The 15,142-nt window shown below is 60.9% G+C and carries 13 protein-coding genes; all 13 read right to left on the reverse strand.

Annotated features, from left to right (window positions below):
• Positions 1 to 173 precede the first annotated feature (173 nt).
• The gene (locus tag IB250_RS06250) at positions 174 to 863 is read right to left on the reverse strand and encodes an N-acetyltransferase (protein ID WP_192343422.1); all 690 of its coding nucleotides are present in this window, start codon (positions 861 to 863) and stop codon (positions 174 to 176) included.
• A 60-nt stretch (positions 864 to 923) separates the two neighbouring features.
• Complete coding sequence (locus IB250_RS06255; protein ID WP_192343423.1) at positions 924 to 1,736, reverse strand: ChbG/HpnK family deacetylase; 813 nt, start codon at positions 1,734 to 1,736, stop codon at positions 924 to 926.
• Positions 1,708 to 2,928 carry a GNAT family N-acetyltransferase gene (locus IB250_RS06260; RefSeq protein WP_192343424.1) on the reverse strand — a complete coding sequence of 407 codons (1,221 nt, stop codon included), beginning with the start codon at positions 2,926 to 2,928 and terminating at the stop codon, positions 1,708 to 1,710. Before IB250_RS06260 ends, IB250_RS06255 begins: the two co-directional genes overlap by 29 nt.
• Positions 2,929 to 2,932: 4 nt before the next feature.
• Positions 2,933 to 3,622: a GNAT family N-acetyltransferase gene (locus IB250_RS06265; protein WP_192343794.1), complete on the reverse strand. Its 690-nt coding sequence runs from the start codon at positions 3,620 to 3,622 to the stop codon at positions 2,933 to 2,935.
• 92 nt (positions 3,623 to 3,714) lie between these two features.
• Positions 3,715 to 5,634, reverse strand: coding sequence for a hypothetical protein (locus IB250_RS06270; RefSeq protein WP_192343425.1), 1,920 nt, complete (start codon positions 5,632 to 5,634; stop codon positions 3,715 to 3,717).
• Positions 5,631 to 6,935 (reverse strand): lipopolysaccharide biosynthesis protein, encoded by a 1,305-nt coding sequence (locus IB250_RS06275; protein ID WP_192343426.1) that lies wholly within the window; start codon positions 6,933 to 6,935, stop codon positions 5,631 to 5,633. Before IB250_RS06275 ends, IB250_RS06270 begins: the two co-directional genes overlap by 4 nt.
• Entirely contained in the window at positions 6,932 to 7,933 is a 1,002-nt protein-coding gene (locus IB250_RS06280) for a polysaccharide deacetylase family protein (protein WP_192343427.1), read from the reverse strand. Before IB250_RS06280 ends, IB250_RS06275 begins: the two co-directional genes overlap by 4 nt.
• A 12-nt stretch (positions 7,934 to 7,945) precedes the next feature.
• On the reverse strand, positions 7,946 to 9,082 hold the full coding sequence (locus IB250_RS06285; RefSeq protein ID WP_192343428.1) for a glycosyltransferase: 1,137 nt from the start codon (positions 9,080 to 9,082) through the stop codon (positions 7,946 to 7,948).
• On the reverse strand, positions 9,075 to 10,043 hold the full coding sequence (locus tag IB250_RS06290; RefSeq protein WP_192343429.1) for a glycosyltransferase family 2 protein: 969 nt from the start codon (positions 10,041 to 10,043) through the stop codon (positions 9,075 to 9,077). Before IB250_RS06290 ends, IB250_RS06285 begins: the two co-directional genes overlap by 8 nt.
• The gene (locus IB250_RS06295) at positions 10,040 to 11,407 is read right to left on the reverse strand and encodes an O-antigen ligase family protein (RefSeq protein WP_192343430.1); all 1,368 of its coding nucleotides are present in this window, start codon (positions 11,405 to 11,407) and stop codon (positions 10,040 to 10,042) included. The genes IB250_RS06290 and IB250_RS06295 overlap by 4 nt, the downstream gene beginning before the upstream one ends.
• The gene (locus IB250_RS06300) at positions 11,404 to 12,459 is read right to left on the reverse strand and encodes a glycosyltransferase family 4 protein (RefSeq protein ID WP_412548337.1); all 1,056 of its coding nucleotides are present in this window, start codon (positions 12,457 to 12,459) and stop codon (positions 11,404 to 11,406) included. The genes IB250_RS06295 and IB250_RS06300 overlap by 4 nt, the downstream gene beginning before the upstream one ends.
• A 32-nt stretch (positions 12,460 to 12,491) precedes the next feature.
• Positions 12,492 to 14,087 (reverse strand): GumC family protein, encoded by a 1,596-nt coding sequence (locus tag IB250_RS06305; protein ID WP_192343431.1) that lies wholly within the window; start codon positions 14,085 to 14,087, stop codon positions 12,492 to 12,494.
• A gap of 17 nt (positions 14,088 to 14,104) precedes the next feature.
• A complete protein-coding gene (locus IB250_RS06310; protein ID WP_192343432.1) occupies positions 14,105 to 15,127 on the reverse strand; it encodes a polysaccharide biosynthesis/export family protein in 1,023 nt (340 codons plus the stop codon).
• Between the last annotated feature and the right edge of the window lie 15 nt (positions 15,128 to 15,142).

Below are 15,142 nucleotides of genomic sequence, written 5' to 3' on the forward strand. Positions count from 1 at the left end.
TTGCATTGACTGATGCTATCGCGGGCAAGCCCGCTCCCACAGGGAGATGCGGTCAAATGTGGGAGCGGGCTTGCTCGCGAAAGCGGTTTGCCAGACAACATTAATATCGACTGACACGCCCTCTTCGCGAGCAAGCCCGCTCCCACATTGGTCTGAGTCGGACGCAAAACCAATCACGCCTGCGCCGCAGTCACTGTCTGCTGTTCCGGTTTGCGCAGCGCAGTCAGCCGCGAGCCGTTGTAGTAGGTTTCGCGGAAGAAGCGAAAGCGGCCGAACAGGTCGTAGACGTGGGTGATTCGCCCCTGTTCCTGGTAGTCCATGCGCAGGTGCATTTTCATGGCCTGGATGTTGCGGACATCGCAGACGTCCATGACCTTGTCGCAACCTTGGTCCCGCATCGCACCCCAGATATTGTACTGGGCGTCCACCGACAGGCTGGAGCCGAAGTAGAGAGGGATCATTTCACCGCCGAACTGGAAAAATTCACCCGGTTTGACCCTGAACCAGCAGCCGTAATAGTGCTGGTCAAAGTAGTCACTGAGGCTGCCCCAGATGAATCCGATGGCATCACCTGCCTCGTCCACATACATGTGGCCGGTGTGACCTTCGGAGGCGATCTGGGCCATGGCCTTGACGCGGTTACCGTAATACTTGGTGAAAGCGATGGCGTTCTCCTGGGTAATCGTCACCCGCTTCAAACCCGTATAGGGCCGTAGTTTGTGCGGCGCCACCGGGGTGACCAGATCGCGCCCCAGCCACAACAGTTCTCGGTGGAAGTACACATAGCGCTTCCAGAGCGTCTGGAGCGTGTGGAGCAGGCCTTTTTGTTTGATTCGTTCGCGAAGCTTGGCGATGGCGCTCATGAAGTCCTCCGTGGCTGAAGCCAGGGTTGGGTGGGGAACGTTTTTTTCAATGGCGATTAATCAAGGTTGCAACGGGCGTAGCTCAATCGGGTACTGCTGTTCGTCTTTGAGCGTCCTTGGCACAACGGCATAGGACACTCTCGGAATGCCCGGAAGACGCAGCTCCAGGATGTGAGCCAGAGACTCTCCGGGGTTTAAATAGATATCGCCAAAATCGGCGCCGATATGGGTCGGATGGACGACGATTTCCAGCAGGCCGTCGATCGGCATCGCCACGTTGCGCAGGTCTACCGGGGTGCATACGTACTGAGCGGTCGCTCCGGCGAGGCGGTTCAATCGATGATTGAGCAATGTCTTGAACACCCGCTTGCGCACACTCAGGTTATTTCCCAGATGGCGCGCCAGTCGTACGGGTACCCCTTGGTAGGCGGCAAAGCGCGCGACGATTTCGCCGATGGGCCAGATGTTGTGCACGTGCTGATGGGAATCGATGTGGCTTGGGAGAAGGCCGTTATCCAGGCAACGTTGCCATTGAGCCTGGAGTTCCTCCAGCACCGCTTCGCGATCCAGGCGGTTGAGCCAGAGGCTGTGGCGGGGCAGGTCGAGATCGAACATGCCCTGGCTGTTGCAGAACGTCGAGCGCGCGAGAATCGACGGGCTCAACGGCCGGCCATAGGTGAGGTTGAAGTGCAAGCCGATTCGGCCCTGGAGCAACGGCTGCCGGGCCAGGACGCAGGCTTCCTCGAACGCCGGCATATTGGCCATGGCGGTGGCGGAGCTGATGACCCCGGCCTGGAAGGCACCGAGGATCACTGCGTTTTCGCTCAGGCTGAGGCCGAAATCGTCAGCGTTGACTATGACTTGGCGAGGCATGTTCACCCTCCTTGGTTTTTTTAATGGGCGCAGGGCCTTTGTTGGCGGGCGCGGGAGTCGGAGTGGTAACAGGAACAACCAGCGCCGCTGCACGCCAGTCCCGCCACTTTTTCAGCCAGGGTTTTAGTCGGTGCCAGAGCCGCATGGCCAACCCCAGAGCGAGGCCACTGGGGCGCCAGGAGTAGAAGCTCCAGCGCCAGTGCTCAAGTTGCCCGGTCATGCGCTCCTGGAGTTGATGGCTGGAGTTCATCAGGCTGACCCGCGAAGCGTCGATCCAGTGCCAGTTGTCGTCCAGGCCCCAGCGAATCCACTCTTCGAGCAACACACGACCGCTGCCCAGATCGGCGTATTTGGGCAGGAACGCCAGGTTGTAGTCGTACAGCCGGCCCTCTTCCAGCAAGCCGAGCCGGTAGCTGATGCAGCGCCCGTCCAGCTCCAGCAGCACCACCCGCAGCAGTCCCTGTTCGGCGAGGGCGGTGAAGGCCAGGTTGATCCATTGTCGGCTACGATTGCTGGTGAAAATCCCGACGCCTTCGACACCTTTCCAACTCTGTACTTCGACTTCGCTGAGGGCCTGCAATATAGGCCCGATGGTCGCTGCGTCAGGGGTAATGCGTCGGACCTGAGCGCCATAGGCCAGGATGCGTTTACGCGCCCGGCGCAGTTTGTAGCGCGGGTCGCCGGACACTTCCTGGCGGTCGGTGTCGCTGATCAAATGCACCGGCACCCGGCAACTGATGCGACGTTCGCCGGTCGAGCTGTGGGCCATCCATGCGGTCAGCGTGCTTTCTTCGCCGATGGGTTCGGACAATTCGTTGAGTTGCAGCATCGCATGGGGCAAGTGACGGCGGATGATCACCAGCGCCTTGCGCATGCTGTCGGCATCGAGGCAGGTGAGCAGGGCCAGGCGATCGGTGAGGGGATAACCGAGGTGACGCAAGACCCGAAATGGCAGCCTTCCAAAGCGCTCCACGGACGCCACCAGCGGCAGGCACAAGGCCAATTCATCACCTTGCCAGCCCAGCAGAACGTGCAAGCGTTCCCCGGCGGTCAGTGCCTGTTCCGATGCGCATAGCCAGGCGAGGGTGTTGAACGGCGTATGGTCCGTCACGCGCCTGCGCAACCCCTCATAAGCAGCTGCCGGAAAGTCCGGGGCGCACAGCGAGGTGCGCCATTCGAATCGAGCCATCATATTTTCACGCCACTGACTCAGGAACAGGTGAACGGGACGGTTTTCGTAGCGCATCCAGGCGTGAGTCGCTGTAACGGGTTTCACGCAAGAAACGCCAGCGACCGAATAATCGATAGACGTGCTGGATGCGTCCTTGCTCTTGATAGCCCATGCGAATGTGCAGTTTCAGCGCCGGTATATTGTGGGCGTCGCAGACATCCACGACCGTGTGGCAGCCTTGGGCCTGCATGGCTTTCCAGAGTCGCAGTTGCAGGTCCACCGAGAGCGTGGTGCCCCAATACGCACGAGCCAGTTCGCCGCCGAATTCGAAGAATTCGCCTTTTTTTACCGGGAACCTGCAGCCATAGAAATGGCGGTCGTGGTACTCCCGGGTGCTGCCCCAGATGAAGGCCACCGCGTCGCCTTTGCCATCCAGATACATGTGCCCGGTGTAACCCTCGGTGGCCAGTTCTTCCATGATGTTGACCCGGTCGCCAAAGTGACGGGCAAAGGCTGCGGTGTTGTGCACCGTGATGGTCTTCACTTGCAGCGGTGGGTAAGGCTTGAGCTGGTGGGGCGGTACCGGGCTGACCAGGTCACGCTTCATCCACAGAAGCTCCCAGTGAACGAACATGTAGCGCCTCCAAAGGAGCCGGACCGTTGCACGCAGGCCTTTTCGTTTGATGTGTTGGCGAAGTTTTTCCAAGGCATTCATATCATTGCCTCCAGACAGAGACCGGTCGCCGCTGGCGTGGTGAAACGCGCGGTCGAGAGCGGCACGGTCGTGGTGATGCAAGTTGGCGGCGTTCATGAGGCGCTCCAGCTCAAGGCGAACAGGGTTTCGCCCGGCAGGTCGAAGCTGACGCGACCGTCGTGACAGGTGAACTGAGCGCTACGACTGCGGTTGTCGGCACCGAAGTACACCAGCGCTCCCTTGGCCAGCGGGCACGTCGCGCCGCCCAGATCGACACGCTGCAAGCGCCCCCCTTTATTGACCCCTAACAGGCTGCGCTGGCGCTCGGTGGCCATGGCCAACACATCGACTTCGAAAGCGTCGTTGTCCAGGCGCATGACGTTTTTCAGCCAGTGCTGCTGGATGAATTGCTGGGCCAGGCCCACCGGCTTGAGTTCGAAACGATCGCCGCCCAGCACCCGCACCATGCCTTTGGGGTAGGTCGGTTCGTCGGCGGCCTGGAACCAGTTGAGCATGTCCAGCAACCCATCCTGCGCCGAGTTGATGACCACCGAAGTCCACCACAGCGAAGCAAAGTGGGTTTCCTGATCATAGGGGCTCAGGCTTGAACCGCTGGACAGGTTGGTCTGATCCAGCAGCAAGGCCTTGCGTGGCCGGCCCTTGGCATCGAGGCCCACCAACTCGGCGGCACGGCGTACGCTGTCGCGGTAGACCCGAGTGGCCAGCAGGTCGCGAATCATCCATTCGTGCCAGGCGAGGGCGTCGATCTGCTCACCGGATTCGGCCAGCAGGCGCCGCGCCCAATCGATACCGCGCTTGTCGACGGCGTTGTCGGCGAACGGGCCGTTAACGAAGCGTGAAGTGGCGGGCATGGCGATGCGCACACCGGCCTTGGCGTTGGCCGGATCGCTGCGCACCTGCCGGGCCATGCTGTTGAAAATCGACTGGTAGTCGGCGTAGCTCGGGTAATTGAGGTTCGGCTCATCGGCGAACGCGATGTAGTGCGTACCGGTGCCGCCGAGGGCGCGAGTGGCGGCGAGCCAGGCATCGAGGCCGGCGTTGCTTTGGGTGTCGGCGCGCAAATCCGCCTGACGCTGGCTGCCGGCCAACAGCGTGAGGTCCTGGGTGATGCCGAAGCGGTTCTGATAGAGCTGGCGGAACGCATCTTCGTGGTGCGGATTTTGCGCAGTTACGTCAACAAAACTGTAATAGGTGCCCGCCTGAGGCTTGAGGGCGTCGAGCGCTGCGAAACTGGATTGAGGGGGCAGCACGTAGGGCAAATAAATGCCCAGGTTCGGGGTGGGGCCGAGCATCTCTTTGTGCAGGGTCAAGCGGGTCTGGCCATTGTCCTCGCGCAGCGGTTTGAGCTGCTGCGGTTTCTGGGCAAACAGATTCGCCGTGCCATCGAGCCAGAACGCGACCTTGCCGCTGCCTTGCAGGCGCAGGCGCCAGACCTGTTCGTCCTGAGTGACGGGCAATGCCACCTGATCGAACTGCCAATAGGCGCGATAGGGTTTCAGCGTCAGGGACAACTGTTTGTTGTCGCCCACGCGCTGGGCCTGCAGGGCGTTGATCCCACCGTGAAACTTGCCGGCCAGTACGGCGTGTTCCCCGGGTGCGACTTTGAAATACAGCTCATCGCCGCCGCGGGTTTCGGCGCTGAAATGCACCTTGGCGGGGGCGAACAACGCCACGGTGTGTTCATCGTGTTCGATCGTGTAGCGGCGGAAACTGTAGCCCGGAATTTCCAGTCGATAACTGGCGGCACTCGGTGCCAGCGGCCAGCTCTGCTTGCCTCGGGTTTCACTGGCGGCGATCAGGCGCTCGCCCTTGAGGTTGCCATTGCCGTCGAGCAGGTACAGGCGTTCTTCGTTGGCATCGGCCTGCCACGCCGGAGCCCAGCGAACAGTCAGCGTGTCGGGGCGATCCGTTTGCAGGTACAGGCTGCCGTCGCGAATATCAGCCCAGCGCATGGGCGCCGCCTGGGCGCTCAAACCGAGGCCCAGGGTCAACAGCAGCATGAGGCGTTTCATGCCGATTTCCGTTGCAGCATCTGAAGCATCGGAGCCACATCGCTGGGCAGGATGATCAGGGTTTGCCAGACCGGTACGGCACTCAACCGGCAATACATCACCAGCAGCGCGAGGGTTACCGCCAGGTAGGCGATGGACGATGCCGTCGCAGCGCCGACGATGCCGTAAATCGGGATCAGCAACAGGTTCAGGGCAAGGTTCAGCAACGCGCCGAGGCCCATCAACAGCGAAATCGTGCCGGGGCGATTTTTGCCCAGCAAGTCCAGGCGCAAGATGCTCGCATAGCAAAGGCCAAGCAGCCCCGGTAGCAGCGCCAGCAACGCCGGGTAAGCCGGCTGATAGGCAACGCCGAACAGCGTGACGATCAGCCATTCACCGATCACCGCCATGGTCAGGCAGGCACCGAGCATCACCGTGGCGGTCAGGCGCAGCGCCAACGGCGTCAGGCGATCCATGCCTTCGTCCTGTTGCAGCAGGCGTTTCATCAGCGGCGTCGTCACCGCCTCCGGGACGATCAGCAGCAACTCGGCGGCGGCGCTGGCCATGGCGTAATGCCCCAACGCCGTGCTGCCGAGCAGGGCGCCGATGAACAGGTAATCGGAGCGCAGAATCACTTGCTGGAACAACAGGTCCGGATGGCTGCGAGCGCTGTAGCGCAGCAGTTCATTCTGGCTGGCACGGTCCCACTGCAACTTCAAGGGCTGAGCGCGCTTGAGCCAGAACCACCCGGCCAGCACCACCAGGCTGAGGCCGGCCAGCCAACTGATCAGCGCCGCTTCCAGGGCTGCGTCTTTCCACATCCAGAACAAGGCCAGAAACAGCAGCAGGGGGGCCAGGGATTCCACCAGCCGCAAGGCATTGAACGCCACCACACCGCCCGACGCATTGTGCAAGGTCAGCAGGCCGCTCTTGAGGACGGTCAGCGGCACCGCCAGCAGCAACAGCCAGGCGAGCAATCCCAGTTGCGTGGTGATGTCGAGTTCACCACCGAACTCGCGCACCAGCGCCACCACCAGCAATGTCAGCAAACCCGCCAGCAGGCAACCGAACACCAGCACCTGGCTCAGCAACAATCCCATGGGCCGTTGCTTGGCCGCCTGATACCCCACCGCCGAATTCAGCCCGCCGCTGGTGGCGGCGCTGATCAAATCGGGCAGGGTACTGAGCAACGCAAACAGACCGCGCTCGCTGGGCCCCAGAATCCGCGCCAGTAATACATTGCGCAGCAGCCTCAGGCCGATCATCGCCAGTTTGGTGCCCATGCTCAGGGCCAGGTGTTTGAGGTAATGACTGCGACTCATGGCCTGGCTCCGCGGTAGATACGCCAGGACAGCAACTCCGGATTGCGCGCCGTGCGATGGCTGATGCCGATTCGCGGCAAGGCCAATGGATCGCTGATACCACGATAAATCCCGACGTCGGTGCCCAGGGCAAACGGGAAGTCATGATCCGCCACGTGTTCGCGCACCCGCGCATCATGGTTGCCATTGGGGTAGCAGTAGACCGGCAGGGGCCGGTTGCAACCGTTGAGCAGGGCATTGCGGCTGCGGCTCAGTTCCTCATCCAGACGCTGGTCGTCCAGGTCGGTGAGAATCGCGTGGCTGGCGCCATGGGGGCCGAAGCGGATCAACCCGCTGGCTTCCAGCGCGCGTACCTGATGCCAGTCCAGGGCCTGGGGCAACGACTCTTCAGGGCATTGATCGGTGAGCCGATTCAGTTCTCCCGACGGCAAGTTTTTCAGGCTATGCAAAAAGTGCAAAAGCGCCAGGCTTCGGCGCTGCACATCCAGATCATCGAGCAGCACCGGTAACGGTCGTCTGATCTGTTGCAAGCATTCAATCAAATGCGTCCGGGCTTTTTCACCGTGGCTGTGCCACAGGGTTTCTCCCAGGCTTTCCCACCAGAAGCGTTGTCGGCTGCCGATGAAATCGGTGGAGAGAAAAATGCTCGCCGGCACCTGATACTTTTTCAGCAACGGGAAGGCATTCAGCGCGTTGTCGCGCCAGCCGTCGTCGAAGGTCAGCGCGATTTTTGGTCGTCCGGTCCTGATGGCGCCCGGTTGCAAGATCTCCATCAGAGGCACGCAGTCGAAGTTTTTTTTCAACCAGGCGAGCAGATGTTCGAATGCCTTCGGCCCGACGCACAGCTCATTGCGATGGGGCAGGTCGGCGGCGCGGTCATTGGCCAGCACCCGATGCAGCATCAGGATCACCCCGGCACCGTGCAATTGGTGACGGCCTACGGGCGAGTTGAGATAAAGCCAGCCACTGGTGCGTTTTAATAATTGTTTGATCGCCATGGCGCGGTCCTTTCAACGATTTTGCTCGGGGTTCCATTGCGCGTACCGCTGGCCGCGCAAGAACTGCCACAGACCGATACTCATCCCGGCAAGGGTCACCAGAACAAACGCGGCGAGGCGAAAGGGTTTGGGCAAACGGTGTTGCACATCCAGCAGGCCGACGATAGCCATCGCGTAACCGAGCAGTTGTGCGATCAGGCTCAGGCGATAGAAGCCATGAACATTCCACAACCAGACATTGCTCAGCAGCAACGGCACCAACAGGATCGGTGCCAGGCGTCGAATCAGCTTGTGGCTGATCAGTGCAATCGCATACAGGCCATACCGCCAAGGGTTCAGCAGCTCCCGGCGCTGGGCCAGGCTTTGCAGACCGCCGACGGTGACGCGCTGGCGGCGGCGCCATTGCTTGGCGATTTCGTCGACGCCCTGGTCGCTCACTTGTGCCTGGGGCACATAGACGATGCGTTTGAACGCCACCGGTGCGCAGGTACTGATAAAGAAGTCATCGTTGACCTCCGCCGGCACGTACTGGAACAGCTCGCGGCGCAGGGCGAGCAGCGCGCCGTCGGCGGAGACCATGCAGCCGGTGCGATTTTCCACCTTGCGCAACCAGCCTTCGTAATGCCGATAAAGGCTGTCGCCCAGGCTCAGGCCCTTGCCCGGCACCGGGATCAGCATGTGCCCGGCACAGGCCCCGACCTGTGGATCGGCCAGGGGCGCGAGCAACTGGCCGAGGGTGTCGGTCGACCATTGGTTGTCGGCATCGGTGAACACCAGAATCTCGCCCGTGCTCAGGGCTACGGCAGCATTTAAGGTGGCTGCCTTACCCTGACGAGGCAGGTCGAGCACGCTGATGCGCGGGTCAATGACCTTGTGGGCGCAGGCCACGGTGTCGTCGGTGGAGCCGTCGCTGGCCAGAATGATCTGTAGCGAGCGCGCCTGATAATCCTGGGCGAGCAGGATGCGCAATTTCTCTTCGATATGCCGGGCTTCGTTGTGCGCGGCGATGATGATGCTGACATTCATGGGGGGGGCTGGCGCATGACGCCGCGCGCGGAACAACGGCGCGATCAGCGTCAGCAGCAGCGGATAGCCAAGCCAGGCATACACCGGCAATAACAGGCACAGCCAGAAAATGAATTCAGCCACGGGCCGGCCTCCTGGCATTCCAGTGACACAGGCTCAAAATGAGCGCGGCACCGGCCAGGTGCAGGCGCACCCAGTGCAGGCCCCACAGTTGCAGCATCAGGCCTATGTCATGGTGTTTCAGGCTTTGGCGCAGGCTCAGCACCAGCGCTGGCAGGCTGGTGATGAATACGATGAACAACGCCGCTTTGGGGAAACCATTGAGCAGGGCCGACAGAGCGATGAAATCCAGTGCCCAGACGCCCATCGAAAAGGCCGGGAATCGCAGCAAGCGCAGGCTCATCCCGTGGGTGCGCAGCAGTTGCAAGTGACTGCCCTGACGCCACAACTCCTTGCCCATCCATTCACGCCAGCTGCCTTCGTAACCCCAATGCAAGGCGACGCTTTGATTGACCGCGAGTAATCGTGCACCGGCTTCACTCAGGCGCAAGGTGAACGCTTTGTCTTCGCCGGTGCGCAGGGTTTCGTCGAAGCCGCCGACCTTGTCGAACCAGCTGCGGCGCATCAGCAGGTTGGCGCTGGGCAGCCATTGCACCGGGTGCAAGGCGGGACTGGTCGGGCGGGCCATGCGACGTTGCCAGGCCGTGGCAAACCATGGCGCTTGGACAGGGGTGTGCAAGTCCAGGGCGAGGACATCGGCCTGGCCGCCGGACTCGAGTTCGAAAAGCCGCGTCAACCAATCCACGGGCATCTCGATATCGGCATCGATGAAGCCTAGCCATTCACCTGTCGCCACCGCCGCCCCGCGATTGCGCAGGGCGCCGATCAGCAAGCCGGGCAGCACCAGCACCTGCGCACCGAACTGGCGAGCGATGTGCGGTCCCTGATCGTCGGAGCCGTTATCGACCACAATCAACTCGCATTCCAGCCTGGCAGCCTCGACGGCCTTTTTCGCGGCAAGCAATGTACGGCCGATGTGTCGGGCCTCGTTGTACATCGGGATGACGAGGCTTATGCGGCTCATGCGCTGGCCTCCGTCGGCGGACGTTCTTCAGCCTTGAGGCGTAACACGAACGTCAGCGCGAGCATGATCCACAGGTATTTGTGATTCGGTGCGCTGAGGAACATCAAAAACAGTAGCAACGACAGATAGCTCATGCTCAGGTGCGTGATCAGGTCGGCCTGTTCCCAATTTCGTCGCAGCATCCAGGCGTGACGGGCGCGGACCAGGTTGTACATCCCCAGGCCCAGCATGCCGACGAACAACAGGCCGGCGGGAATCCCCACTTCGCTGAAGATTTCCAGGTAAGTATTGTGCGCGCGGCGGTACAGGTCGCCGGGCTTGCGGTTGGCGGAAAACACCTTGGCGTAACCGGTGGTGGCGTAGTGCAGCGGGAAGGTGCCGGGGCCGGAACCGAGTAACGGGTGCTCTTGGATGATCTGGCTGCCGACCAGGATGTACGACGCGCGGCGGCCGAGGGATTCGTCCTGGCTCTTGGCACCGGCTTTCAAGATGCTCAAGGACTGGATGCGCGCGATGTAACCGGCCGGCATCGAGTAAATGGCCAGCGGGATCACGATCGCAAGGCCAAGCATGGCAAAACCCAAGTGGCGCGGACGGATGCGCGGCAGCTGCGCACGGTAGTGCCAGGCGCCGATCATCAAGCTGAGAAAAAGCACCACCAGCCCGGAACGGGAATCGGTCTTGGTCATGCCGCCCAGCAGCAAAATGCAGCAGCCGCCCCAGAACAAACGGTGCAACAGGTTCGGGCCGCGGATCACCAGCAGCAGCGCCAATGGCACGGCGAAGGCAATCAGCAGGGCAAACGAGTTCGGGTCTTCCAGCAGTCCTGCAGCGCGGCCCTGGTCCTGATATTTGGTGGAGAACATGGCCAGCGCGCTGGTCGCGCTGACGCTGAGGGTCACCAGCCGGGCGAACATATCGAGGTTCAACTCACGGCCGATCAGCAAGGTGATCACAAACAGAACCAGGCCGACGCTCAGGTCCCGCAGATGACTCTGGGACATGTCCAGGTTATCGGTATTGATCATGCTCAACAGATACAACACCATGAACCAGATCAAGAAGCGCCAGATGTTGCTGCGCAGGCGCTCGGACGGAATCTGGTGGATAGCCAGTTGCAACATCACGATCAGCGCCAGTGACGCACCGATGAATTTGGTGCCCGATAGCGCGCTGCCCTTGAAGAAACCTTCGAACGGCACCAGCGCCGCGATGCCCAACAAACCCCAGGCAGGTTTTCGGTACAGCACCGCGACAGCCACCAGGCCCAGTACTGCGCCTGGCGCCAGATACGGATAAGGGCTGGCCAGCAAACCAAGGCAGACCAGGGCGAGCAGACTGACGATCGAGAGCGGAAAGATCACGCGCGTGCCTCCCGTGCAGTACGGATATAAAGCTGCGACCAGCGTTCGGCCAAGGCCTTCAGGTCGTAACGGTCCAATTGCGTACGTCTTGCGTTGTCGATCAATTCGCGAGCCAGGGCCGGCTCCTTCAGCAGCATATCGATCTGCCGGGCGAGAGCGATGGTGTCGGTGGGTGTCGCCAGCAGGCCGTTGTGCCGGTCCTCCAGCACATCGGGAATCCCGCCGACGCTGAACGCCACCACCGGCACTCCGGCCTGCATGGCCTCCAGCAAAATCATCGGCGTGCCCTCGGTACGCGAACTGATCACCAGCGCATCGAGTTGCTGCCACCACCGCTTCATGTCGGTTTGATAACCCGGCAAGGTGATGCGTTTGTGCAAGCCGGCAGCGGCAATCCGCGCCAGCAAGGTTTTCTGTTCCGGGCCGTCGCCGAGCATCACGGCGTCCAGTTGCGGGTGTTGCTGACAGAGCGGAATCAGGGCATCGAGAAACAGGTCCGGGCCTTTCTCATTGCTCAGCCGACCGACGTAACCCGCCAGCCAGCGCGGGTGTGTGGCAGTGTGAGGTAGCAGGCCGCAGGCCTTTGGCAGACCATTGGGAATCACTTGCAGTTTCTCCGTCCGGACACAGGCCTTGCGGTGCAGCACGGCGATGCTTTCGGCCACGCAAACCACGCGGTGCACCGACGCCGTGCGACACAATTGCAAACTCAGCCAGCCATAAACGCGTTGCTTGCGACTGCGCGGAGTGAAACCGTGTTGAGTAATCACCAACGGCAAGTCCAACAACGTGGCGGCCGCCCAGCCAAATAACAGACCCTTGAAGTTGTGCGTGTTGATCAGCGGCTGTTCAGCTCGCCGCTGACGTAAATGACGCAGCAATCCCCTCAAACCCGTGAAGCTACGACAGTCGACCCCAGCCCCGCGAAATCGCGCGATCAGCGCTGGCGGCGCATCGAGAAACAGCACTTGGTGCTGCCCCGGCGTCGCCAGGCAATGGTCCAGCAGCATCCGCTCAGCCCCATAGAAGCCGCCGCTGCTGATCAAATGCATGATCGGCAGAGCGCTGGCGCTGAGCGGCCCGTTCAATGGCGCACCCAATGCACGAAGCTGTCCACGGTCCAGTTTTTGTGCGGATTGTTCGGCACGACATCTTGCTCGTTAATCACCAACAGCACCGGCAAGCCCAGTTCATGGGTAATTTGCGCTGGGTGTTTGAAGCGGTGATCGAAGAACTCACGCACGTAGACGAAGGCAATCGCCAGCAGCAGACCGGTCAGCATCCCGAACGGAATGATCAGCAGCGGTTTGGGGAACGCTGCATCGGTCGGTTCATACGGTGGGCTGAGTACCCTGGCGTTGGACATATCGTTGTCCAGTAAACCGGCGGTGCTGCTTTCGGCAAAGCGTTGGGCATAGGTGGAGAACGCTGCGTGCAAGGCATTGATCTCGGTGTCCATCTGCGCCAGTTTGCTTTGAGCCACTTGCAACTGATGGATGCGCTCCTTGAAGTCGGCGATGCGCGCGGTTTTCTGCTTGATCACCGAGGTGACAATCGCCAGGTCGTTGGTCCGCTCCTGAATCCGGTTGCTGACGATTTTCAGGAACTGCTGACGGGTGCGGGAAATCTGCTCGCGGGTCAACAGCATGGGTTCACTGCCCGGCTGGAAGACCGCCAGGTCGTTCATGTAGCGGCTGACCTGAGTGGTCAGTTGCTCACCGAGCTGCCTGATCTCCCGATCTTCGAAGGCAATGTTGTCCACCGTGGTGGTGAAGGTGAAGGGAAAGGTGTAATCGCTGAGCCGGGACGTATTGGTGGCAGACGTCAGGGCGGTTTTCAGGTAATCGAGCCAGCGCTGGCTTTGCAACAGGCGATCCTGATACAGGTTCAGGGCCTGTTCCTCGGTGTTGATGGCGTTGAGGCGGAAGGTGATTTCCTCCTTCGGATCAGATGAAGCCACACCTTCGAGCAACGCCAGCCGAGAGCCTTCCAGGCCATCGAGACGCACCTGATATTGCTTCTTCTTGGTTTCGTAGAAGCTCTGCGGCAGGTCGATCGATTGCAGTTCCTGACGGTTGACCAGGTAGTTTTGCAGCAGCGCCGCGACAAACCGGGTCCCCTGAGCCGGATCGCCAAAGCTGTAGACAATGGAGATCACGTTGGAACCCGGCAGCGTTTCGATCTTCAGGTCTTCGATGGCCTGCTGGGTGAAGACATCCAGGTCGGTATCGCGCACCGGATCGGTGTCAAGCCCGAACGCATCGCGCACCGGATTGATCACGTATTCACGCAAGGGGGTGGCCACAAAACGTTTGATCGGTTCGGTCACCAGTTTGTTGAAGATCCCGGGGTTGGGCGCGTACTCGCCTTTGGCCCGCAGGTCGCTGATGGTCTGACGGATCAGGGCCGGCGAACGCAGGATATTGCTCTCGGTTTCCATGTCGGCCAGTGACGGTGGAATGAACGAGGCATCACCTTGGGTCAGGGATGTGGTGGCGTCTCCCTGGGAGAGTTTTTTGGACTGCACGATCACCTGCGCGGTAATGTCGAAGCTCTGTTTGAGCATCAGCGGCAAGATCAGGGCGATCACTGCAAAGATCAGGAAGACGCGTTTCACCAACTGCTTGTTGGCGAAGAAAATCCTGAAGAACTCATGCAGGTAGTTTTCCTTTGGGTTCATGGTCGGTCACCTGAGCGTTAGTTGTCGCTGTCTTTGTTGTCGACGCGGTAGGCGAATCCGAAGCCCACCCCCTGGAACAACACCACGTCCGCCAGTTGCCGCGCGAGCTCACCGGCGCTGGCCAGTTTGGTCTTGGGCACGTAGAGCATGTCGTCCGGTTGCAGGTAAGCAATCTGCGATGCATCACCGGACAAGGCTTTTTCAACGTCGTAGTGCACGGCCTGCACATGGTTGCCGGTGCGGCGCATGATCACTACCGAATCGAGCCGCGCCTTGACGTTAGTGCCACGGGCCAGGGTCAAGGCTTCGAGTACCGAGACCGGCCGGCGAATCGGGTAGGAGCCCGGTTGCGCGACTTCACCCAGCACATAGATTTCGTTACCCGACGTGGATTTGAGCATGACGTCGACCTTCATCCGCCCCGGCAATTGCGCGTAGCGTTGATTGAGGAACGTTTCCAGTTGATTGACCGTCATGCCTTGCAGCGGCACAGAGCCGATTTCCGGGAAACTCGCATAGCCGTCGTTGCCCACAACGATCTCCCGGCTCATGCCGGTAGCGGGGTGGCTCAGGTTGCTTTTGAGGTTTTGCTCGTCGCTCAGCGGGCTGGTCACCAGCACCGTCACCTGATTGCGATTGGGCTGAAACAGGGATTTGCGCTCATAGGCACGCTGGATCTCCTGCCGCGCTTCGACAGCGGTCAGCCCGGCGATTTTCACCGAGGTATTGGCCCCCGGCAGTTCGATGGTGCCGTCGGGCAGCACCCGTTGGGTGCCGTTGAGCTGGCTGGCCGCGGTGAAGTTCAGGGCGACCTGGTCACCGGACTGAATGCGGTAAGCGCCCGAGCTACTGGTGCTGACGTGAAAGATCACATCCAGCACGTCCTTGGGCCGCAGGGTCTGTTCGACCTTGGGCATGTCGGTGGCCTGGGCATTGGCCGGCTCGGCCGTGAGGATCTGCACCGGCATCTGCTGGGTTTCACTGGTGCTGGAGCAACCTGCAAGCGGCAGCAACAGCAGGAGAAGCATTTTGGCGTTCATGGCGTCATCCTTTTC

It is taken from the genome of Pseudomonas sp. PDM09, assembly GCF_014852305.1.
GTDB lineage: Bacteria > Pseudomonadota > Gammaproteobacteria > Pseudomonadales > Pseudomonadaceae > Aquipseudomonas.